General features: G+C 67.5%; 18 protein-coding genes and 1 tRNA gene. 12 read left to right on the forward strand and 7 right to left on the reverse strand.

Annotated features, from left to right (window positions below; all coding sequences use genetic code 11):
* The first annotated feature begins 225 nt into the window (after nucleotides 1-225).
* Nucleotides 226-804, forward strand: a complete 579-nt coding sequence (locus ACYVDK_RS10830; protein ID WP_460521550.1) for a hypothetical protein — start codon at nucleotides 226-228, stop codon at nucleotides 802-804.
* A 183-nt stretch (nucleotides 805-987) separates the two neighbouring features.
* On the opposite strand, the gene gdhA is transcribed toward ACYVDK_RS10830, so the two are convergent.
* The 3 genes from gdhA to ACYVDK_RS10845 form a co-directional block, all read right to left on the reverse strand.
* Entirely contained in the window at nucleotides 988-2,337 is a 1,350-nt protein-coding gene (gene gdhA, locus ACYVDK_RS10835) for a glutamate dehydrogenase (RefSeq protein WP_460521552.1), read from the reverse strand.
* Nucleotides 2,338-2,462: 125 nt separating this feature from the next.
* Nucleotides 2,463-3,176, reverse strand: coding sequence for an NADPH-dependent F420 reductase (locus tag ACYVDK_RS10840; protein ID WP_460521554.1), 714 nt, complete (start codon nucleotides 3,174-3,176; stop codon nucleotides 2,463-2,465).
* 182 nt (nucleotides 3,177-3,358) lie between these two features.
* Nucleotides 3,359-4,237 carry a helix-turn-helix transcriptional regulator gene (locus ACYVDK_RS10845; RefSeq protein WP_460521556.1) on the reverse strand — a complete coding sequence of 293 codons (879 nt, stop codon included), beginning with the start codon at nucleotides 4,235-4,237 and terminating at the stop codon, nucleotides 3,359-3,361.
* Between the two features lie 101 nt (nucleotides 4,238-4,338).
* Between ACYVDK_RS10845 and ACYVDK_RS10850 the strand changes: the two genes are divergently transcribed.
* A complete protein-coding gene (locus ACYVDK_RS10850) occupies nucleotides 4,339-5,115 on the forward strand; it encodes an SDR family oxidoreductase (RefSeq protein WP_460521558.1) in 777 nt (258 codons plus the stop codon).
* Nucleotides 5,116-5,625: 510 nt separating this feature from the next.
* On the forward strand, nucleotides 5,626-6,879 hold the full coding sequence (locus ACYVDK_RS10855; RefSeq protein WP_460521560.1) for a 3-deoxy-7-phosphoheptulonate synthase: 1,254 nt from the start codon (nucleotides 5,626-5,628) through the stop codon (nucleotides 6,877-6,879).
* Between the two features lie 27 nt (nucleotides 6,880-6,906).
* Here the strand turns inward: ACYVDK_RS10855 and ACYVDK_RS10860 are convergent, their stop codons facing one another.
* Nucleotides 6,907-7,638, reverse strand: coding sequence for a GTP pyrophosphokinase (locus ACYVDK_RS10860; protein WP_460521562.1), 732 nt, complete (start codon nucleotides 7,636-7,638; stop codon nucleotides 6,907-6,909).
* 145 nt (nucleotides 7,639-7,783) lie between these two features.
* On the reverse strand, nucleotides 7,784-8,278 hold the full coding sequence (locus ACYVDK_RS10865; RefSeq protein ID WP_460521564.1) for a MarR family winged helix-turn-helix transcriptional regulator: 495 nt from the start codon (nucleotides 8,276-8,278) through the stop codon (nucleotides 7,784-7,786).
* Between the two features lie 251 nt (nucleotides 8,279-8,529).
* Between ACYVDK_RS10865 and ACYVDK_RS10870 the strand changes: the two genes are divergently transcribed.
* The 6 genes from ACYVDK_RS10870 (at nucleotide 8,530) to ACYVDK_RS10895 (ending at nucleotide 14,769) form a co-directional block, all read left to right on the forward strand.
* Nucleotides 8,530-8,994, forward strand: coding sequence for an iron chaperone (locus ACYVDK_RS10870; RefSeq protein ID WP_460521566.1), 465 nt, complete (start codon nucleotides 8,530-8,532; stop codon nucleotides 8,992-8,994).
* Between the two features lie 50 nt (nucleotides 8,995-9,044).
* Nucleotides 9,045-9,116: transfer RNA gene (locus ACYVDK_RS10875), tRNA-Gln, on the forward strand.
* Between the two features lie 282 nt (nucleotides 9,117-9,398).
* Entirely contained in the window at nucleotides 9,399-10,862 is a 1,464-nt protein-coding gene (gene glmU / locus ACYVDK_RS10880) for a bifunctional UDP-N-acetylglucosamine diphosphorylase/glucosamine-1-phosphate N-acetyltransferase GlmU (protein WP_460521568.1), read from the forward strand.
* Nucleotides 10,837-11,871 carry a ribose-phosphate pyrophosphokinase gene (locus tag ACYVDK_RS10885; RefSeq protein ID WP_460521570.1) on the forward strand — a complete coding sequence of 345 codons (1,035 nt, stop codon included), beginning with the start codon at nucleotides 10,837-10,839 and terminating at the stop codon, nucleotides 11,869-11,871. The genes glmU and ACYVDK_RS10885 overlap by 26 nt, the downstream gene beginning before the upstream one ends.
* Before the next feature lie 56 nt (nucleotides 11,872-11,927).
* Entirely contained in the window at nucleotides 11,928-13,181 is a 1,254-nt protein-coding gene (locus ACYVDK_RS10890) for a chloride channel protein (protein ID WP_460521572.1), read from the forward strand.
* 70 nt (nucleotides 13,182-13,251) lie between these two features.
* Entirely contained in the window at nucleotides 13,252-14,769 is a 1,518-nt protein-coding gene (locus ACYVDK_RS10895; protein ID WP_460521574.1) for an MFS transporter, read from the forward strand.
* Nucleotides 14,770-14,883: 114 nt separating this feature from the next.
* Here the strand turns inward: ACYVDK_RS10895 and gndA are convergent, their stop codons facing one another.
* Nucleotides 14,884-16,353 (reverse strand): NADP(+)-dependent, decarboxylating phosphogluconate dehydrogenase, encoded by a 1,470-nt coding sequence (gndA, locus tag ACYVDK_RS10900; protein WP_460521576.1) that lies wholly within the window; start codon nucleotides 16,351-16,353, stop codon nucleotides 14,884-14,886.
* Between the two features lie 168 nt (nucleotides 16,354-16,521).
* On the opposite strand from gndA, the gene ACYVDK_RS10905 reads away from it, so the two are divergent.
* Entirely contained in the window at nucleotides 16,522-17,058 is a 537-nt protein-coding gene (locus tag ACYVDK_RS10905; protein WP_460521577.1) for a gluconokinase, read from the forward strand.
* Between the two features lie 27 nt (nucleotides 17,059-17,085).
* Here the strand turns inward: ACYVDK_RS10905 and ACYVDK_RS10910 are convergent, their stop codons facing one another.
* The gene (locus tag ACYVDK_RS10910; protein ID WP_460521579.1) at nucleotides 17,086-17,328 is read right to left on the reverse strand and encodes a cupin domain-containing protein; all 243 of its coding nucleotides are present in this window, start codon (nucleotides 17,326-17,328) and stop codon (nucleotides 17,086-17,088) included.
* Nucleotides 17,329-17,621: 293 nt separating this feature from the next.
* On the opposite strand from ACYVDK_RS10910, the gene rlmN reads away from it, so the two are divergent.
* Both rlmN and lpdA read left to right on the forward strand, forming a co-directional pair.
* The gene (gene rlmN / locus ACYVDK_RS10915; RefSeq protein WP_460521799.1) at nucleotides 17,622-18,833 is read left to right on the forward strand and encodes a dual-specificity RNA methyltransferase RlmN; all 1,212 of its coding nucleotides are present in this window, start codon (nucleotides 17,622-17,624) and stop codon (nucleotides 18,831-18,833) included.
* A gap of 49 nt (nucleotides 18,834-18,882) precedes the next feature.
* On the forward strand, nucleotides 18,883-20,280 hold the full coding sequence (lpdA, locus tag ACYVDK_RS10920) for a dihydrolipoyl dehydrogenase family protein (RefSeq protein ID WP_460521581.1): 1,398 nt from the start codon (nucleotides 18,883-18,885) through the stop codon (nucleotides 20,278-20,280).
* Nucleotides 20,281-20,294: the final 14 nt, after the last annotated feature.

Genomic DNA, 20,294 nt, shown 5'->3' on the forward strand with positions numbered 1-20,294 from the left:
CGAACGTGTCCCGATCTGCATGAACGATCCGGGGTCCGGATCCTCCGATTCGAGATTAGCCGTGCCGCCGCGTGCCGAGACGCCGATGGCTCGTCTTCGTCGGGCCGGCTGATCGCCGAACGCGTCCCGTGCGCTCGCATACGCACGCATGAACCGAACCCTTGAAGTTGTCTGGGAACAGGGTCACTATGAGATCGAGGGGAACTGAGTAGAAGAAGGTTCACCATGCATTTCGCAGTGTCGATGTTCCCACCTCTGGCACTCGGATTCTTCGGCCTCGGCACCGGCTACCTGATCTACGGACCACAGGAGCTGTTCGGATGGCCCAAGCGCGACGAACGCGTCGACCGAGCGACAGGCGTGTGGGGAATCTGGATGCCCGGCTTCTGTCAGCTCGTGACCGGGATCATCCTCTTCATCGGATTGAGCTGGTTCCAAGTGTTCAAGGGCGCGCCGCTCTACATGGCCGCGCTCGCGTTCTCCGCATACGGCATCCACTGGTTCGCGATCGGCTACAACCGCTACCGCGGAAACGACCCGAGGCCGAACGCCGGTATGTGCGTGGCGTTCTTCATCATCTCGGTCACCGGCCTGATCGTGTTCTTCGCCGCCGGTGACTGGGCCGTCGGCCTGCTGTTCGTCGGCCTTGCACTGATCTACGCGTCGGACTTCTTCGCGGCGATCGGCGTGAAGCTGGGCGAGCGCGCGCTCGGGTTCTGGCACCTTGCTACGGGGCTGTGGCTGATGTACCTGATGATCTCGGTGGCGCTCGACCTCTCTCTGGGCTGGCACCTCGTCAACTGAACAACGACTTTACGAACCCGGTCACCCGAAACGGGTCAACCCGAACGGGCCGTCCGAACAGGGCCACCGTCCGCCGTCGGCACAGATTCCCCTCGTGCCGACGACGGCGGCGCGCCATGTCGTGGAGGCCCGCCGGGGCGATGCAGGTCGGCGACGCGGATCGGCGCCGCAGATACGCCCGATTCAGATGAGTCCGAGCGCCAGCATCGCGTCGGCCACCTGGGTGAAGCCGGCGATGTTCGCCCCCACCACGTAGTTGCCCGGTGCGCCGTATTCGTCGGCCGTCGCCAGGCACCTGTCGTGGATGGATCGCATGATCTCGGCGAGCCGTTCCTCCGTGTAGTCGAACGTCCACGAGTCCCGCGACGCGTTCTGCTGCATCTCGAGCGCGCTGGTTGCGACACCGCCCGCGTTTGCGGCCTTGCCGGGGGCGAACGCGACGCCGGCCTCGCGCAGCAAGCGGATGGCATCCGGAGTCGTGGGCATGTTGGCGCCCTCGGCGACGATACGGCATCCACCGGCGATCAGGCTCGCTGCTGCGGCGGCGTCGAGTTCGTTCTGCGTGGCGCACGGCAGCGCGATGTCGCAGGCGACGTCCCAGATCGAGCCGCCCGCAACGTAGTGCACCGAAGAACCACGCCGCTGCGCGTATTCGCTCACCCTGCCCCGGTGGCCGTTCTTGATCTCCTTGAGCAGGTCGAGATCGATTCCGGCCGCGTCGACGATGTAACCGTCGGAGTCCGAGCAGGCGATCGCGATGCCGCCGAGCTCGTGCACCTTCTCGATGGCGTAGATGGCCACGTTGCCTGAGCCGGAGACGACGACCCGCTTGCCCTCGAAGGAGTCGCCGGATGCCTTCAGCATCTCGTCGACGAAGAACACGGCACCGTAGCCGGTCGCCTCGGTGCGCACCTGCGATCCGCCCCACGTGAGGCCCTTACCGGTCAGCGTGCCGGACTCGTATCTGTTGGTGATGCGCTTGTACTGGCCGAACAGGTAGCCGAGCTCGCGTCCGCCGACGCCGATGTCGCCGGCCGGAACATCCGTGTGCTCGCCGATGTGGCGGTACAGCTCGGTCATGAACGACTGGCAGAACCGCATCACCTCGGCGTCGGACTTGCCCTTCGGATCGAAGTCGCTGCCGCCCTTTCCGCCGCCGATCGGCAGCCCGGTGAGCGAGTTCTTGAAGATCTGCTCGAAACCGAGGAACTTCACGATGCCGAGGTAGACGCTCGGATGGAAGCGCAGGCCGCCCTTGTACGGCCCGAGCGCCGAGTTGAACTCGACACGGAACCCGCGGTTGAGTTGCACGTGACCGGCGTCGTCGGTCCACGGCACGCGGAAGATGATCTGGCGCTCCGGTTCGCAGAGCCGTCGGATGACCTCGGCGTCGGCGTACTCGGAATGCTTCGCCACCACCGGCCCCAGGCTCTCGAGCACTTCGCGCACTGCCTGGTGGAACTCGCGCTCTCCGGGGTTGCGGCGCGCGACCTCGTCGAAGACCGTCAGCAGGTTCGGGTCGAGTTCGGGCACGGGTGTCTCCAATCAACGTGGGAGCGGGATACGACCGACGCGGGCGAGTGCCGGCGCGGGGACGACGTCGGTGGCGACCACGACAGCCTACCGCGGCCTGTGAAGGCTCTCAGATTACGATCAGGCTACGCGGCTCGTTCCGCCCGTGCCCTGGCGACGACGCGCCCTCTGGCCGAGTCGGGGAAGGTCGAGAGCAGGTAGCGCACCTGGTCGGCGTCGACATCCGCTCCGAAGAGCTCGGTGTTGGGCTCCATGCGGATGCCCTCGGCGAGCGGCCCCGCCACGACGGCGTCGAACCCGAGGGCGTCGACGATCGCGACGACGGCGGAGACGTCCTCCTCGCGGTCGCCGGCGACGGCGATCGCCTTGCGTCCCTCTGCGCCGCGGGGGCGCGTCTCCTCCTCGAGGTCGTGGTAGCCCATATGGTTGAACGCCTTCACCACCCGCGAGCCGGGCATGAACCGCTGCACGATCTCGCTCGTCGAGGTGAGCGGATCGTTGAGGTCGTCGCGGATGCCGTCGACCTCCCACCAGTAGTTCATGGCGTCGATGACGAGCTTGCCGTTCAAGGCCTCGACCGGCAGCGACTCGTGCTTGCCCAGCGGCAGGGCCAGGATGACGGCATCCGCTCGTTCCGCAGCCTCCGCCGCACTGGCGGCACGTGCGCCCGGCACGAGAACGTCGACGATGAGGGTGATCTTCGACGGGTCGCCGGAACCGGCTACCAGCACGTCGTATCCGGCAGCCACGGCGAGCCGTGCCAGCACGGTGCCGAGCTTGCCTGCACCGACGACGCCGATCGTGCGGATGCCGGTGTTCGTCTCCTCGCCCTCGCTCACGCCCCCTATTGTCGCTCGCCGTGCACTGTCGCGCGGTCGGTGGCCGCGGCGTCGGCCGTCATCGTCACGCGGCGTTTGCGCATCCGGTCCACGCACGCGCCGACCAGCAGCCGGTCAGAGGGAGCGCGACGCGACGGCTTCATCGGCGGAGTAGTGCCGACCCCGCGGGGTCGCACATCCGATCACTCGAACGGCGTGCCCGGGTCGCCCGAGGGCGGGGACGCCGTGGCGAACGCCTGGGTTCCCAGCACGGAGAGCAGTCGCAGCTTCTCCTCGGCTTCGGCACCCGACGCCGTGAGCACGAGCAGTGCCTGCCCCTGGTCTTCGGTGAAGAGCACCTGGCAGTCCAGCTCGATCGCACCCACCTCGGGATGCACCAGTACCTTGCGGTCCTCGAATCGCTTCGCGACCTCGTGGCGGTCCCACAGTTCGGCGAACTCGTCGCTCATCCGCTGCAACTCCCGCACGAGCTCGCCCGCCCTCGATCGCGTGCCCATCGCGCCGTACGCCGCTCGCAGGTTGGCGACCAGAGCACGGCTCTGCCGGTCCCGGTCATCGGCGGGGTAGAGCATCCGCTCCGTCTCCGGATGCGCGAACCACCGGAACACGTCGCTGCGCTCCCAGCCGGTGAGCGCGCTGCGATCGCCGAAGAGGGCATCGGCCATGCGGTTCTGCGCCAGCGTCTCGCCCACGGCGGAGATGACGAGTGCGGGGGAGTCGTCGAGCCGATCGAGTACCCGCAGCAGCGCCGGAGCAACGCGAGCTCCGGTGGAGATCTGATCCGGGATGCCGTGCCCCGACAGGCGGTACAGGTAGTCCCGTTCGTCGCGGCTGAGTCGCAGCGCACGGGTCAGGGATGCCAGGATCTGCTCGCTCGGCTGCGGCCCGCGATGCTGCTCGAGGCGGGTGTAGTAGTCCACCGACATCGCGGCCAGCTGAGCGACCTCCTCGCGGCGAAGCCCGGGCGTGCGCCTCCTGGGACCGAGCGGGAGGCCGACGTCGCCAGGCGTCAGCTCACCGCGACGGCGGCGGAGGAATTCGGCGAGTGCTGCGGCATCCATGCGTCCATCTTGCTCGGCGGTGCGCACGGGCAACCAGGGATCGGGGATCCCCCGATAACCGCTCTCTGCCGCCCGGGGCGTCACAACCGCACGCTGGAGCCATGAACATCTCAGGGAACACCGTCTTCATCCCCGGCGCGACCAGCGGCATCGGGCTCGCGCTCGCGCTCGCCCTGCACGAGCGCGGCAACGCGGTCATCGTCGGCGGCCGCAGAGTCGAGCTGCTGGAGCGCATCCGTGCGGAGCATCCCGGAATCGACACCGTCCAACTGGACACCGCCGACCCCCAGAGCATCCTGGCAGCCGCCGATCAGGTCCTGAGCGCGCACCCCGACCTGAACGTTCTCGTCATGATGGCGGGCATCATGCGCACCGAGGACTGGCACTCGCCCGCAGCCCTCCTCGCTACCGCGGAGGCTACGGTCACGACGAACCTGCTCGGGCCGATCCGGCTGATCGGGGCCTTCGTCGAACACCTGCAGACCAGGCCGGATGCCGTCATCATGACCGTCTCGTCGGGCCTCGCGTTCGTGCCCCTCATGGCCACACCGACCTACAACGCCACCAAGGCGGCGATCCACAGTCTCAGCGAGGGCATCAGGCTGCAGCTGGCCGACACCAGCGTGCAGATCATGGAACTGGTGCCTCCGGCCGTGCGCACGGCGCTGATGCCGGGGCAGGAGACGAGCGAGTTCGCCATGCCGCTCGACGCATACGTCGCCGAGGTGATGCAGCTCATCGAATCGCAGCCGGATGCCCGTGAGGTCCTGGTGCGGAACGTCGAGTTCCTGCGCAACGCGGAGGCGCGCGGCGAGTACGACGAGGTCGTCGCGACGCTGAATCGTCTCGATCCGCACGCAAAACCCGAGGCGGCCTAGCCTTCTGCGGTTCAGCGCGGCGCTTCCACGTCCGCGAGCGGCCCAGCCGGCCGCCAGCGGCACGTCAGGGGCCAGCGGCACGGCGGGGGCGTGCGGCGTCTCGGGAGCCAGCGTCGCGTCGGCGTTCGCACCACGCATCCGTTCACCTCATCCGCCTCCCGTCGCCTAGACGGTCGACTTGGCGGCCCGAACTGTCGCTTCAGCGAGGAATAGCGACACTTCGGGCCATGATTTCCGGGCTTCGGTCCACGTGGCGACCCAACCACCTCGCAGCGTCACACGCGCCCGGCCGCGATTGGTATACCGCGGCCGGGGGTGATACGGTGACCGGCATGAGAACCCGCTGGTATGCGTATTTCGCGTTGGCTCTGGAGGAGCCGACGGTCGGAATGCACTGACCAGCACACTTCTCCAGAGCCAACGGGCAGGATCCTTCAGGATCCTGCCTTTCGTCTTAACCGGCGAGTTGGCCTGGCAGGGGCCTCTCGCTGAGAACCGGGAGGACCAGCCATGAATCCGCCAGTATCGACAGCACCTCCGACGGTCGACAGGCACGAGCCCGACAGGCACGAGCCCGACAGGCACGAGCCCGACGGACACGAGCCGCCGGCGGCGGTCACGACGCAGACGCACATTGCTCCGACGCAGACGCACATTGCTCCGACGCAGACGCACACCGCCGCGCCGGAGTCCGCACCGAGCACCTCGAACACGAGGGTCGCCGCACTGGAACCGTTGCCCACACCCGCTGAGGTTCGCGCCGAGGCGCCGCTGAGTGCGGATGCCGCGGCCCTCGTCGCACGGAGCCGTCGCGAGATCGAGGCCGTGCTGCGCGGCGATGATCCGCGGCTGCTCGCAGTCGTCGGCCCGTGCTCTGTGCACGACCCCGATGCCGCTATCGACTACGCGCGCCGGCTCGCGTCCGTCGCCCGCGAGCACCGCGACGACCTCGTCGTCGTCATGCGCGTCTACTTCGAGAAGCCGCGGTCGACCGGCGGCTGGAAGGGCCTCATCAACGACCCCCACCTCGACGGCACGCACCGTGTCGCCGACGGGCTGCGCATGGCACGGCGGCTGCTCATCGACATCCTCGAACTCGGGCTGCCCGTCGGCTGCGAGTTCCTGGAGCCCACGAGCCCGCAATACATCGCGGATGCCGTCAGCTGGGGAGCCATCGGCGCCCGCACGACCGAAAGCCAGATCCACCGGCAGCTCGCCAGCGGCCTCTCCATGCCGATCGGTTTCAAGAACGCGACCGACGGCGACGTCCAGGTCGCGGTCGACGGATGCACGGTCGCCGCCCAGCGGCACGTGTTCTTCGGGGTCGACGACGACGGGCGTGCCGCCCTCGTGTCCACGAGTGGCAACGACGCGGGACACGTCATCCTGCGCGGCGGCCGCGGCGCCCCCAACTACGACAGGCAGAGCGTGGAGCATGCCGCAGCCCTGCTCGCAGGGGCCGGGCACACGCCGCGCGTGGTCGTCGACGCCAGTCACGGCAACAGCGGCAAGAGCCATGTGCGGCAGGCATCCGTGCTGCGCGAGCTCGCCGACCAGGTTCGCACCGGCGACACGATCGCCGGCGTCATGGCGGAGAGCTTCCTCGTACCCGGCAAGCAGCCGCTCACCGAGGCGGGACGTGAGGGGCTCGTCTACGGGCAGAGCGTCACGGATGCCTGCATCGGCTGGCCCGAGACCGCTGAACTGCTCGAGGTGCTCGCGCTCGCCTCACGCGACCGTCGCCGAACAGGAGCCGTCGCCTGAGGAGGACCAGGTCGGAGGGGAAAGCGGTCAGATCGCGACGGCAGGCCCCGGCGGCTGATAGCCGCGCACCTGAAGGTGCAGCCGCTCCATCGTCGCGTCGAGATGTGCGGCGGTCTCGGCCGCCTCGGTGAGTCCGTCGATCAGCTGCTGAGGCACCTGCGCGTCGTACTTGTAGTAGGTCTTGTGTTCGAGGCTGGCCCAGAAGTCCATCGCGATGGTGCGGAACTGCACCTCCACGCGCACCTGCTCGGGCCCGCCGGAGAGGAACACGGGCACTTCGAGGATGACGTGCAGGCTGCGGTACCCGTTCGGTTTCGGATGGGCGATGTAGTCCTTCACCTCGAGCACGGTGATGTCGTCCTGCGAGGTCAGCAGCTCGACGATGCGGTACACGTCGCTGACGAAGCTGCAGATCACACGCACACCCGCGATGTCGGAGAGGCCATCGCGAATGGAGTCGAGGTCGAAGTCGACGCCCTTGCGGGCGGCCTTCTCCAGTACGCCCTCCATCGTCTTGACCCGACACGAGATGCTCTCGATCGGGTTGTAGCCGGCGGTGAGGTTGAACTCCTCGCGCAGGATGTCGAGCTTGGTCTCCACCTCCGAGACGCCGAACTTGTACCGCATCAGGAACCGGGTGATCTCATCGCGCAGGGCGGTGAGGTCGGAGAGCGTCCCGCTGTCGGCGCGTTCGAGCAGCTCCAGCGTGCGAGGGCTGAGCAACGGGCGCGCGACGTGCTGTGGTTCCACGGCGGTCATGCATCCGACGTTATCCGCGCCGACTTGGGGAGTCGTGTGAACCGCGTCGTCGCAGGCTGTGTCGGCGGCCGTGTGACGGCGCGCTTCACGAGCGGCGGTGCGAAGCGATCGACGGAACAGGTGGCGGCGATCACCCGCGTCGGCATCAATCGAAGTCGAGGCTGAGCTTGCGCAGCAGACCGGCCAACCGCGTCTGCTCGTTCGCCGGCAGCGTTCGCAGCAGCTCCGCCTCGGCGTCCACGAGCCGGGTGATGGCGGCATCCACCCTCGTCAATCCCTGCGGCGACATCCGCACGAGAATGCCGCGGCCGTCATGCGGGTCGGTCTGCCTCTCCACGAGACCGCGCTCGACGAGTCGGTCGATGCGGTTCGTCATGGTGCCCGACGAGACCAGCGTCTGGGTCAGTAGCGATTTCGGGCTCAGCTGGTACGGCGAACCGGCTCTACGCAGAGCGGAGAGCACGTCGAACTCCCACAGCTGCAGCTCGGAACGGCCGAAGGTGCCACGGCGGGCACGATCCAGGTGTTTCGAGAGTCGATCCACACGAGACAGCACTTGAAGCGGAGCGAAGTCGAGATCAGGGCGCTCACGCTCCCAGGCATCCACGATCCGGTCGACCTCGTCAGCGTTCTCCGCCATCTCTCCATTATCGAGCGCACGGATGCCGGCCATCGCACGCTGAGCCGCGTCCCGAACGTGACACCCACCGAAATCGTGGACGCGCGATGCCGCTGTTCGCCGGCGCAACGACATCTCGGGTCCACGAGTTCGCGGCCCGTCGTGCATCGGGCAGTTTCGGAGAAGCCCGTGCCGACCGTCGCTGCCTAGCATGAGGGCATCCGCGGTTCCCAAGAGGACCGGAAACAGGTGCATCGAGGAGCGTAGGCGACATGGCCACACAGAAGACGACGACCACGAAGACATCGTCGAAACCGCAGTTCAGCGCGGAGGAGCGCGCGGCGATGAAGGAGTACGCCGAGGAGCTGAAGACCAGCGCCCGCCGGGGCGGTAAGGCGACCCAGGAGGACGGCGAGCGCGACCTGCTGGAGAAGATCGCCGCGATGCCCGAGCCCGACCGATCGGTCGCGACCAGGGTGCATGAGATCATCACCGAGGCGGCGCCGGAGCTCATCCTGAAGACCTGGTACGGCATGCCGGCGTATGCGATCGGCAAGGACACGATCTGCTTCTTCCAGCCGGCGAGCAAGTTCAAAGCGCGGTTCTCCACGCTCGGCTTCAGCGACAAGGCGAAGCTCGACGACGGCGACATGTGGCCGATCTACTACGCGCTGAACGAGCTGACGCCCGAGGTGGAGCAGCGTATCGCCGAGCTCGTGCGCAAGGCGGCAGGATGAGCCGTCGCGGCCTGCGGAACCCCACGTCTCTGGCAGACTGGAGGTCGCGATCCGCCGTGGTGTAATGGCAGCACGACAGCCTTTGGAGCTGTTAAGTCTAGGTTCGAGTCCTGGCGGCGGAGCTCGCGAGCCCCTCTTCTCCGTCTCTGCCGCATCCAGCTCGGCCGGCACGACCAGCCCTACTCGTGTTGCCGCACGGCCACCGCCACCCCTGACCCGAAAACAGGCAGGGAACCGCTTACCGCGCGGCAACAGGCAAGATCTGCCTGTTGCCGCGTGATTTGCCTGTACTCGTGAGGGTGTCGGTTGCCCGCCGCGCCGCAGCGTGGCGGATCCCGCCCGGTATACAGCGTGGCGGAGCCCGGTACGCAGAGCCGCGGAGCGGAGTCGGGAATACTTGTACGGTGACTGATCCGAACCTCGCCATCATCGTGCTCGCCGCAGGGCAGGGCACGCGCATGAAGTCCGCGACGCCGAAACTGCTGCACGAACTGGCAGGGGTGCCCATCGTCAGCCACGTGCTCGCCACCGCGGGCGCTCTCGACCCGGCCGTGGTGCTCGCCGTGGTTCGGCACGAGCGCGACCGCATCGCCGGGGTGATCTCCGCCGACCTGCCCTCCGCCGTCATCGTCGACCAGGACGAGACCCCGGGCACCGGCCGTGCCGTGGAGCAGGCGATCGCAGCCCTTCCTGCCGACTTCTCCGGTGAGGTGCTGGTGCTGAACGGCGACGTTCCGCTCCTGGATGCCGACACCCTTCACGACCTCGTCGCCCGCCACCGTACGAGCGGCGCAGGCGCCACGGTGCTCAGCAGCATCGTTCCGGATGCCGCCGGCTACGGCCGCATCGTGCGCACGGGCGGCGGCTCGCTCGACCGCATCGTGGAGCACAAGGATGCCACGCCCGAGGAGCACGCGATCGGCGAGATCAACGCGGGCATCTACGTGTTCGGGCTGAACGCGCTACGCGATCAACTGGCGAACCTCAGCACCGACAACGCGCAGGGCGAGAAGTACCTCACCGACGTGATCGAGTTGCTGCGCACCGCCGGCAGCGAGGTGGAGGCCGTGCCAGTCGACGAGTCGTGGAAGGCCGAGGGCATCAACGACCGCGCCCAGCTGAGCGAGGCTGCGGCGCGCCTGAACGCGCTGATCGTGCGCGGATGGCAGCTGAACGGCGTGACCGTGCAAGACCCGGCGACGACGTGGATCGACCTGAAGGTGAAGCTCGAGAACGACGTCACCATTCTGCCGGGAACCCAGCTCAAGGGCGCGACGACCGTGGCCAGCGGTGCCGTCGTCGGACCGGACACGACACTCGTGGACTGCGAGGTCGGCGAAGGGGCGACTGTGAAGCGCGCGGACGCGACGCTTGCGGTGATCGGAGAACGGGCATCCGTCGGTCCCTTCGCCTATCTGCGGCCGGGCACCGTGCTCGATGAGAACGGCAAGATCGGCACCTTCGTCGAGACGAAGAACACGCGGATCGGTGCCGGCAGCAAGGTGCCGCACCTCAGCTATGTCGGCGACGCGACTGTGGGCAGCGGGGTGAACCTCGGCGCGGGGACCATCACGGCGAACTACGACGACATCCTCAAGCATCACACCGAGTTCGGCGACCACGTGCACACCGGTGCTCACAACGTGTTCGTGGCGCCCGTTAGGATCGGAGACGGCGCGAAGACCGGTGCGGGGGCCGTCGTCCGTAAGGATGTCCCGGCCGGAGCACTGGCCTTGAGCGTCGCCCCTCAGCGCAACATCGAGGGGTGGGTCGAGAGGAACCGATCGGGCACGGCCGCCGCGGAGGTGGCGCAGAGTGCTCGATCCGCACAGGAAGCGGACGATGGGTCGCAAAGACAAGACGGTTGATCTCGACCGGGAACGCGGAATAGCGCCAGGCATCGTCGCCAAGACGAAGAAGCGTCTCGTCGTGGCATCGGGCAGGTCGCACCGCAAGCTCGCGCACGACGTGGCGGTCGCGCTCGGAACAGAACTGGTTCCCACCGAGTACCGCACGTTCGCCTCGGGGGAGATCCTGACCCGGTTCGAGGTGTCGATCCGGGGTTGCGACGTCTTCCTCATCCAGTCGTTCGGGCCGCCTGTGAACGAGTGGCTCATGGAGCTCCTGATCATGCTGGATGCCGCCAAGCGGGCATCCGCCAAGCGCATCACGGTAGTGGCGCCCTACTACCCGTACTCGAGACAAGACAAGAAGGGTCGCGGTCGCGAGCCGATCAGCGCCAGGCTCGTCGCCGATCTGCTGAAGACCGCGGGCGCCGACCGGGTGATGAGCGTCGACCTGCACGCCGCGCAGATCCAGGGCTTCTTCGACGGACCCGTCGACCACCTGTTCGCCAAGCCGGTACTGTTGGATCACTTCAAGCAGAACCTGTCGCCCGAAGACCGTGAGCAGCTCACTGTCGTCTCACCCGACACCGGACGTGTGCGAGTGGCCGACCAGTGGTCGGACAGTCTCGGGGCGCCGCTGGCGATCATCCACAAGCGCCGCGACCCCAACGTGGCCAACCAGGTCACCGTGAACGAGATCGTCGGACGTGTCAACGGGCGGGTGTGCCTGATCGTCGATGACATGATCGACACCGGCGGCACCATCGTGAAGGCCGCGCAAGCGCTGAAGGAGAGCGGTGCCGAGCGCGTCATCGTCGCCGCCACGCACGCCGTGTTCAGCCACCCGGCGTCCGAGCGGCTTCAAGATGCCTCGATCGACGAGGTCGTCGTCACCGACACCATTCCGGTGCCGGAGGAGAAGCACTTCCCCGGGTTGACCATCCTTCCGATCGCTCCGCTGCTGGCGCGAGCGATCCACGAGGTCTTCGAGGACGGCTCCGTCACCTCGATGTTCGACGGTGCTGCCTGAGACGCGAGGGCACGCAGCACAGGTGAGGCTGTGGTGAGCGCAGCACGGGTCACGCGGTGGTGAGCCCGTTCTGGGCGACCACGCGCGGGTGGCTGCTGAAGCTGTCGGTGGTGACCGTGCTCGCCGGAATCGGTGCGGGACTCGGCGGTGCCTTCCTGACGCTCGTGCTGCACGTTACAGAGCATCTCGCCTTCGGGTACGAAGAGGGCACACTGCTGGCGGCATCCTCCCGCCTCGAACCGTGGCAGCGGTTCCTTCCGCTCGTGATCGCCGGCTTCGTGGGCGCAGCAGGGTGGTACAGCCTGCGGCGCTGGGGCCCGAAGGTGCGCTCCGTCGTCGAAGCCGTCAAGGGCAAGCGGATGCCCGGGCTGGTCACCGTGCTCAACACCGTGCTGCAGATGGTGGTGGTCGGACTCGGCGCGTCGGTCGGCCGCGAGGTTGCGCCACGCGAGCTCGCCGCTCTGATCTCGCAATGGATCAGCGACGCGGCTCGTCTGAGTCCGCGCGAGCGACGGGTCATCATCGCCTGCGGCGCGGGCGCCGGACTCGCCGCCGTGTACAACGTGCCTTTGGGAGGCGCGCTCTTCGCCGTCGAGGTGCTGTTGTCCGAACTCAGCATCGGCACGGTCATACCGGCGCTGGTCGCCTCAGGGGTGGCGACACTCGTGGCGAGTCCGTTCGTGCAGCAGACGCCGTGGTACCGGGTGCCGGACTTCGGAACCACCTGGTCCATCGTGGTGTGGTCCATCATCTGCGGGCCGATCATCGGGCTCGCCGGCGCCGGGTTCACGTGGCTGGTGAAACGGGCGAAGACGCTTCGTCCGAAGGGGTGGACGATCTTCATCGTGATGCCCGTCGCCTTCGCGATCGTCGGGCTGCTCGCCGCCTACACACCGACCGTGTTGGGGAACGGACGTGCGCTCGCTCAGACCGCGTTCGATGGAACACTCGGACTCGGCATCCTCGCCCTGCTCACTCTGATCAAGGTGTATGCCACGACATCGACCATCGGATCGGGCGCAGCGGGCGGAACGCTCACTCCGTCGATCGCGATCGGCGCCGGCCTCGGAGCGGTGACCGGTGGCCTCTGGCTGATGCTCTGGCCGGACGGGCACCTCGGCGCTTTCGCCTTGATCGGTGCGGCGGCATTCCTCGCGAGCACCATGCGTGCGCCGTTCACCGGGCTCGTTCTCGTGCTCGAGTTCACGAGATCGGGAACAGGGCTCATGATCCCGCTCGTGATCGCCGTAGCCGGCGCGGTCGCCATCGAGTACGTCCTCGGCCGTCGTCGGGTGATCGGAATTCCCTGAGCAGCCGGTCGTCGGTGCACCGCGTCGCCGGTCCACGGCCGATGTCACCCGGTCTCGCTACGCTGTCCCGATGACTGCACAACCTGCGGCCGTTCCCGACGACGACACGACTCAGCGCGCCACCTCACAGCGAGACACCTCACAGCGAGACGGTCCGCGCGGCGACGGCCGGCGCGCCGGCGACAGCGTGCTCTGGCTCCTGCTCGTGGCGACCTTCGTCGTCATCCTCAACGAGACGATCATGTCGGTCGCGATCACCGACATCATGCGCGACTTCCACGTGGATGCCAGAGCCGGCCAGTGGCTGACCACGGCCTTCATGCTCACGCTCGCCATCGTCATCCCGATCACCGGCATCCTGCTGCAGAGGTTCAGCACGCGAGCGATGTTCATCGCCGCCATGACGCTGTTCAGCGCTGGCACGCTCATCGCGGCAACGGCTCCCGTGTTCGGGGTGCTGCTTGCAGCCCGGGTGGTGCAGGCATCCGGAACCGCGATCATGATGCCGCTCCTGATGACAACGATCATGACGGTCGTCGCGCCCTCCAAACGCGGCCGCACGATGGGCAATGTGTCGATCGTGATCTCGGTCGCCCCCGCCATCGGGCCGACGATCGCCGGCGTCATCCTCAGCGCGCTCGCCTGGCGCTGGATCTTCTGGTTCGTGCTGCCCATCGCGGTCGTCATGCTGCTGGTCGGCGCGTGGCGGGTGCGCAACGTGTCCGCGACGGGCCAGGTGCCCATCGACGTGCTCTCCGTCATATTGTCGGTCTTCGGATTCGGCGGAATCGTCTACGGGTTGAGCCGAATCGGCGCAACGGATCAGTCGGCGTCGGGCGGTTCCATGCCGATGGTCGCCGCATTCGTCGTAGGCGGAGTCGCGCTGATCGGCTTCGTGCTTCGCCAGCTCTTCCTGCAGAAGCACGATCGCGCCCTCCTCGATCTGCGCACGTTCGGCTCGTCCGTCTTCTCGGTGGCCGTCGTGCTGATGGCGGTGAGCATGGCGGCGCTGCTGGGCACGGTCATCCTTCTCCCCATCTTCATGCAGCAGGTTCTGGGGCTCGATCCGCTCTACATCGGCCTGCTGCTGCTGCCCGGCGGCCTGATCATGGGATTGCTCGCCCCCATCGTCGGCCGGTTGTACGACCGGTTCGGTGCCAAGTGGCTCGTGGTGCCCGGCGCCGTTCTGATGAGTGCAGCACTCTGGATGCTCGCCTTCGTCGGAGCGCACACCTCGCCCTGGTATCTGCTCGCGGCGCACATCGTGCTCAGCGTCGGGCTGGCATTCCTGTTCACACCGCTCTTCACCGCGGGGCTCGGGGCTGTGCCCGAGAGGTTCTACTCGCACGGAAGCGCGATCATCGGAACGATCCAGCAGGTGGCGGGCGCTGCAGGCACAGCCCTGTTCGTGGCCGTCATGTCGGTGCGTGCCGCGTCGCTGACCAGCGCGGGATCGAGCACGACAGATGCGACGGCATCCGGGATCGGGCTCGCGTTCCTCGTCGGCGCGGCCATCTCATTGGGCGCGGTCGTGGTGGCGTTCTTCGTGCGCACCCCACCGGCGGCTGCCGCGTCTCCTGCCAGTTGACTCGGGTGCGAGTTGATTCGGGTGCCGGATGACTCGGGTGCCGGATGCCTCCGTCCGAAGGCACTCTCCGCCCGGTCGAGTAGCAGCCGCGGGCGGCGTATCGAACCTCCGGCCTCAGTGCGAAGACGGCTGCGTCGCCACCTCGCTGCGGTCGCCCGACCACAGCGTGTGGAACACGCCTTCCTTGTCGACGCGCTTGTAGGTGTGCGCGCCGAAGAAGTCGCGCTGTCCCTGCACGAGGGCCGCGGGCAGCCGGTCGGCGCGCAGGCCGTCGTAGTAGGCCAGGCTCGAGCTGAACGCGGGGGAGGGGATGCCGCCTTGCGCCGCCGCGACGACCACGCGCCGCCATGCCTCCTGGGTGCGCTCGAGCGCGTCGCGGAAGTACGGCGCTGTGAGCAGCGCGACCAGGCCGGAGTCGTCGGCATACGCCTCGGTGATGCGGTTCAGGAACTGGGCACGAATGATGCATCCGCCCCGCCAGATGGCGGCGATGTCGCCCTTCTTGATGTCCCAGCCGTACTGTTCCGCTCCGGCGACGATCTCGTCGAAACCTTGGGAGTAGGCGATGATCTTCGACGCGTAGAGCGCCTTGCGCACGTCTTCGACGAACGCGTCCGGGTCGGCGACCGTCCACGCCTGCGACGGCCCCGGCAGGTCGTCGGCCGCCTTCCGCTGCGCCGGCTTGCTCGACAGCGAGCGGGCGAACACCGCCTCGGCGATGCCCGAGACCGGGATGCCGAGGTCGAGCGCCGTCTGCACCGTCCAGGCTCCCGTGCCCTTTGCGCCGGCCTGGTCGAGGATGACGTCGACGAGCGGCTTCCCCGTCTCCGCGTCGACCTGTCGCAGCACCTCGGCCGTGATCTCGATGAGGTAGCTCTCCAGCTCGCCCTTGTTCCACTGCGCGAAGATGTCGGCGATCTCGGCGGGGGACTTGCCCGTGCCGCGGCGGATGAGGTCGTAGCCTTCGGCGATCAGCTGCATGTCGGCGTACTCGATGCCGTTGTGCACCATCTTCACGAAGTGCCCGGCGCCGTCGTGCCCGACGTGCGTCACGCACGGCTCGCCCTCGGCGACGGCGGCGATGGACCGCAGGATCGGGCCGAGCGTCACCCACGATTCGTCCGAGCCGCCCGGCATGATCGAGGGCCCGAGCAGTGCGCCCTCCTCACCGCCGGAGATGCCGGCGCCGACGAAGTTGATACCGGTGGAGCGCACCGCCTTCTCACGGCGGATCGTGTCGGTGAACAGCGCGTTCCCGCCGTCGACGATGATGTCGCCCGGCTCGAACACCTTGACGAGTTCGTCGATCACTGCGTCCGTTCCGCGGCCGGCCTGCACCATGATGATCGCCGTGCGCGGCTTCGACAGCGTCGCGGCGAATTCCTCGTAGCTGGATGCAGGCAGGAAGCCCGCCTCCGGGTGCTCGTCGAGCAGCGTCTGAGTCTTCTCGTACGTGCGGTTGAACACCGCCACCGTGTTGCCCTCGCGGCTGGCGAGGTTGCGGGCGAGGTTGGAACCCATCACCGCCAGGCCGACGACACCGATGTTCGCCACGGACTTCTCTGCGTTCGACTCGTCGGACACGGCAATTCTCCTAGAAGGGCTCGGGGTGGGTGCGTGATCCGGTGGTATCCCGCGCACCGGATCTCTCACTCTATTGGAATGCCTGTTCTCGGCGCGGTTCGTGACGTCACGTGATGGGCGTCTGGGCGACCCGGGAGAACGTGAGGGACATCCGGAAGAATAGGCGCCATGAGCGTCGTGCCTCCCGTCCAGCTTCCCGCCATCGTGCTGATGGGGGTGTCGGGTGCGGGCAAGAGCGTGGTCGGCAACGCGCTCGCCGATGTCTCGGGCCGAGTATTCATCGACGGCGACGACCTGCATCCTGCCGCGAACAAGGAGAAGATGCGGGCGGGCATCCCACTGACGGATGCCGACCGTGAACCCTGGTTGCGGATCATCGGCGAACGTCTCGCGGTGGGAGACGGCGTGATCGTCGCGTGCAGCGCACTGCGGCGCCGTTACCGCGACCTGCTACGGTCGTACGCTCCCGACACGTTCTTCGCCCACCTCGATCCGCAGCCCGAGACGCTGCAACAACGGCTTGCGGTGCGGGTGCATGAGTACATGCCCGCCGACCTGCTCGGTTCGCAGCTGGCAACACTCGAGCCGCTGCAGCCGGACGAATTCGGTGCCGTGTTCCGCTCCGACGAGTCGATCGACGCGACGGTCGCAGACATCCGTGGGGCCCTCGCGTCCGATCTCGAGGAGCCGCCCACCGCTCGCTAGGCGCGCGGCAGGCGGACGGCACCGCGATCAGGCCGGCTCCATCGAGGCGTCCTGGTCGGGCTCGAGCGGAAAGACGCCGATGAACTCGACGTCCTCGTCGAGCGCGTCGAAGTGCAGTATGCGCGCACCCTCGGGCTCGTAGAACACGTCGCCCGACTGCAGAGTGCGCTCCGGTTCGCCGTCGACCTGGAACAGCACACGGCCGCGCAGAATCGTGCCGAAGACGGGACCGTTGTGCGAATGCGCGCTGGAGCCTGGAGCGGAGGCCATTTCCGGCCTCCGCCGCGACGCCAGCGCCGACGTCCGTCCCGGGCGTCGGTCGTGTGAAGACCGTTCGATTCGAATGCGCCGCACCTCGACGCGGCCCACGGTCTTCGCTCGAGGAAGGGTGATGTCGGACTCGATAACGCGCGTCACGCGCTGCGAAAGGTCTGCCATGGCATCCAGCTCTATCAGGACATGGATGCTCGGCCCGGTATCCCGGCACCGGCGCATGCCCAGCCGCGCCCTGAGAGAATGGCCGGGTGAGTGAGACGACCCTGCCCGAGAGACGCACCGCGGAGGTGGAGGCCGAGGCCGCGAGCACAGGCGTGCGCGCAGCAGGGCGACGCCAGGTGCGTCCGGCGACCGAGGGCTGGAAGCAGCAGCTCGCCGCAGACGGCCGGCCGGCGCTGCAGTTCGCCTCGCCGCGACGCAAGCAGCCCGAGACGCACCTCGCCGATCTGACTCCGGCCGAGCGCAAGACGAGGGTCGAGGAACTCGGCCTGCCCGGTTTCCGCGCCAGGCAGCTGTCGACCCACTACTTCACCCACTGCACGACGGATGCCTCGACCATGACCGACCTGCCGGCATCCGGTCGCGAGGAACTCGTGTCGAGCCTGCTGCCGCCGCTGCTCACGGAGGTCCGGCGCTTCCGCACCGACGACGGACGCACGATCAAGTTCCTCTGGCGTCTGTTCGACGGCGCCCTGGTCGAGTCGGTTCTCATGCGGTACCCGGGTCGAATCACCCTGTGCATCTCATCGCAGGCCGGCTGCGGCATGAACTGCCCGTTCTGCGCCACCGGGCAGCAGGGGCTCACACGCAACCTGTCGGCGGCGGAGATCGTCGATCAGGTGGTGGCGGCCAACCGTGCGATCGCTCAGGGCGAGCTCGGGCACCGGGCTTCGGGCGCAGCGGAACGAGTCCACAACATCGTGTTCATGGGCATGGGGGAGCCGCTGGCGAACTACAAGCGTCTGATGAGCGCCGTGCGCACGCTGCTGGCCCCGCAGCCCGACGGCCTCGGAATGTCGGCGCGCGGCATCACCGTGTCGTCGGTCGGGCTCGTGCCGGCCATCCGCAAGCTGGCCGATGAAGACATCCCGCTGACGTTCGCGCTGTCGCTGCACGCGCCGGACGACGGCCTGCGTGACGAACTGATCCCGGTGAACTCCCGGTGGAAGGTCGACGAGGCGCTGGATGCCGCCCGCTACTACTTCGAGAAGACCGGCCGCCGCGTCTCCATCGAGTACGCGTTGATCAAAGACATGAACGACCACGGCTGGCGGGCCGACCTGCTGGCGGCCAAGCTCAATGAGCGGGGCCGCGGCTGGGTGCACGTGAACCCGATCCCTCTGAACCCGACGCCAGGCTCCATCTGGACCGCGAGCGAGGCTGATGTCACGGCGGAGTTCGTGCACCGCCTCGAGTCGGCGGGCATTCCGACCACGCTCCGCGACACGCGCGGCAAGGAGATCGACGGCGCTTGCGGCCAGCTCGCCGCGGCGGAGTAGCGGGTAGCATCCCGTATCGAACCTGCCCGGAACGACCCTGAGGAGACTCATGCCCCATTTCGACGTCGTCGTGCTCGGTGCCGGCCCTGGCGGCTACGTTGCCGCTGTGCGTGCCGCGCAACTCGGCCTGCAGGTGGCCATCGTCGAGCAGCAGTACTGGGGCGGGGTGTGCCTGAACATCGGCTGTGTTCCCGCGAAGACGCTCATCCGCAACGCCGAGGTGCTCGGGCTGGTCACGCGTGAAGGCGCGGAGTTCGGCATTTCGGGCGACATCCACGCCGATTACGGTGTCGGCTGGGATCGCAGTCGCAAGGTGGCGGATGCCCGCGCCAAAGGCGTCAACTTTCTCATGCGCAAGAACAAGATCACCCAGTTCGACGGGCACGGGTTCTTCACCGGTCCGAAGTCGATGGATGTCGCGCTCGCCGAAGGCGGTACCGAGCAGCTCACGTTCGAGAACGCGATCATCGCGACCGGATCCACTGTGCGTCTGTTGCCGGGCGTGGAGCTCAGCGACAACGTGATGACATACAAGGAGCTCATCCTCTCCCGCGATCTGCCGAAGTCGATGGTGATCGTCGGCGCCGGTGCGATCGGTCTGGAGTTCGCGTACGTGCTGGCGAACTACGGCGTGCAGGCCACCGTCGTGGAATTCCTGGATCGTGCGCTCCCGAACGAAGACGTCGACGTCTCGAAGGAGATCACGAAGCATTTCAAGGCACTGGGTGTGCCGATCCTGACCTCGACGAAGGTGCAGTCCGTCGTCGACGATGGCAACCAGGTCACGGTCACCTACACGGGAGCGGACGGCGCACAGGGCAGCATCACGGCCGACAAGGCGCTCATCTCGGTCGGCTTCGCCGCGAACGTCACCGGTTACGGGCTGGAGAACACCGGCGTGGAACTCACCGATCGCGGTGCGATCGCCATCGACGAGTACATGCGCACGAACGTTGAAGGCATCTACGCCATCGGCGACGTCACCGCCAAGCTGCAGTTGGCGCACGTCGCTGAGGCGCAGGGGGTCGTCGCCGCCGAGACGATCGGCGGAGCCGAGACCATGACGCTCGGCGACTATCGAAACATGCCCCGAGCGACATATATGCAGCCGCAGGTGGCGAGCTTCGGCCTCACCGAGCAGCAGGCGCGCGACGAGGGCTACGACGTCGAGGTGTCGACGTTCCCGATGCTGGCGAACGCGAAGGCGCATGCGCTCGGCGACGCCCGCGGCTTCGTGAAGCTCGTGGCCGACAAGAAGTACCACGAACTACTCGGTGGTCACCTGGTCGGATTGGACGTCTCCGAGCTGCTGCCCGAACTCACTCTGGCGCAGAAGTGGGATCTCGGAGCGCTCGAGCTGGCACGCAATGTTCATCCTCATCCGTCGCTCTCCGAATCGATGCAGGATGCCTTCCACGGCCTCGTCGGCCACATGATCAACCTGTAGGCCGCGCGGACCGC

It is taken from the genome of Humibacter antri (assembly GCF_054777235.1).

What these genes read in the sequence shown, in the direction of transcription:
- ACYVDK_RS10830 (WP_460521550.1), top strand. Translation starts at nt 226, where the DNA reads ATGCATTTCGCAGTGTCGATGTTCCCACCTCTGGCACTCGGATTCTTC.
- ACYVDK_RS10845 (WP_460521556.1), bottom strand. Translation starts at nt 4,237, where the DNA reads ATGGATGCCGCAGCACTCGCCGAATTCCTCCGCCGCCGTCGCGGTGAG.
- ACYVDK_RS10850 (WP_460521558.1), top strand. Translation starts at nt 4,339, where the DNA reads ATGAACATCTCAGGGAACACCGTCTTCATCCCCGGCGCGACCAGCGGC.
- ACYVDK_RS10855 (WP_460521560.1), top strand. Translation starts at nt 5,626, where the DNA reads ATGAATCCGCCAGTATCGACAGCACCTCCGACGGTCGACAGGCACGAG.
- ACYVDK_RS10860 (WP_460521562.1), bottom strand. Translation starts at nt 7,638, where the DNA reads ATGACCGCCGTGGAACCACAGCACGTCGCGCGCCCGTTGCTCAGCCCT.
- ACYVDK_RS10865 (WP_460521564.1), bottom strand. Translation starts at nt 8,278, where the DNA reads ATGGCGGAGAACGCTGACGAGGTCGACCGGATCGTGGATGCCTGGGAG.
- ACYVDK_RS10870 (WP_460521566.1), top strand. Translation starts at nt 8,530, where the DNA reads ATGGCCACACAGAAGACGACGACCACGAAGACATCGTCGAAACCGCAG.
- ACYVDK_RS10885 (WP_460521570.1), top strand. Translation starts at nt 10,837, where the DNA reads ATGGGTCGCAAAGACAAGACGGTTGATCTCGACCGGGAACGCGGAATA.
- ACYVDK_RS10895 (WP_460521574.1), top strand. Translation starts at nt 13,252, where the DNA reads ATGACTGCACAACCTGCGGCCGTTCCCGACGACGACACGACTCAGCGC.
- ACYVDK_RS10905 (WP_460521577.1), top strand. Translation starts at nt 16,522, where the DNA reads ATGAGCGTCGTGCCTCCCGTCCAGCTTCCCGCCATCGTGCTGATGGGG.
- ACYVDK_RS10910 (WP_460521579.1), bottom strand. Translation starts at nt 17,328, where the DNA reads ATGGCCTCCGCTCCAGGCTCCAGCGCGCATTCGCACAACGGTCCCGTC.
- lpdA (WP_460521581.1), top strand. Translation starts at nt 18,883, where the DNA reads ATGCCCCATTTCGACGTCGTCGTGCTCGGTGCCGGCCCTGGCGGCTAC.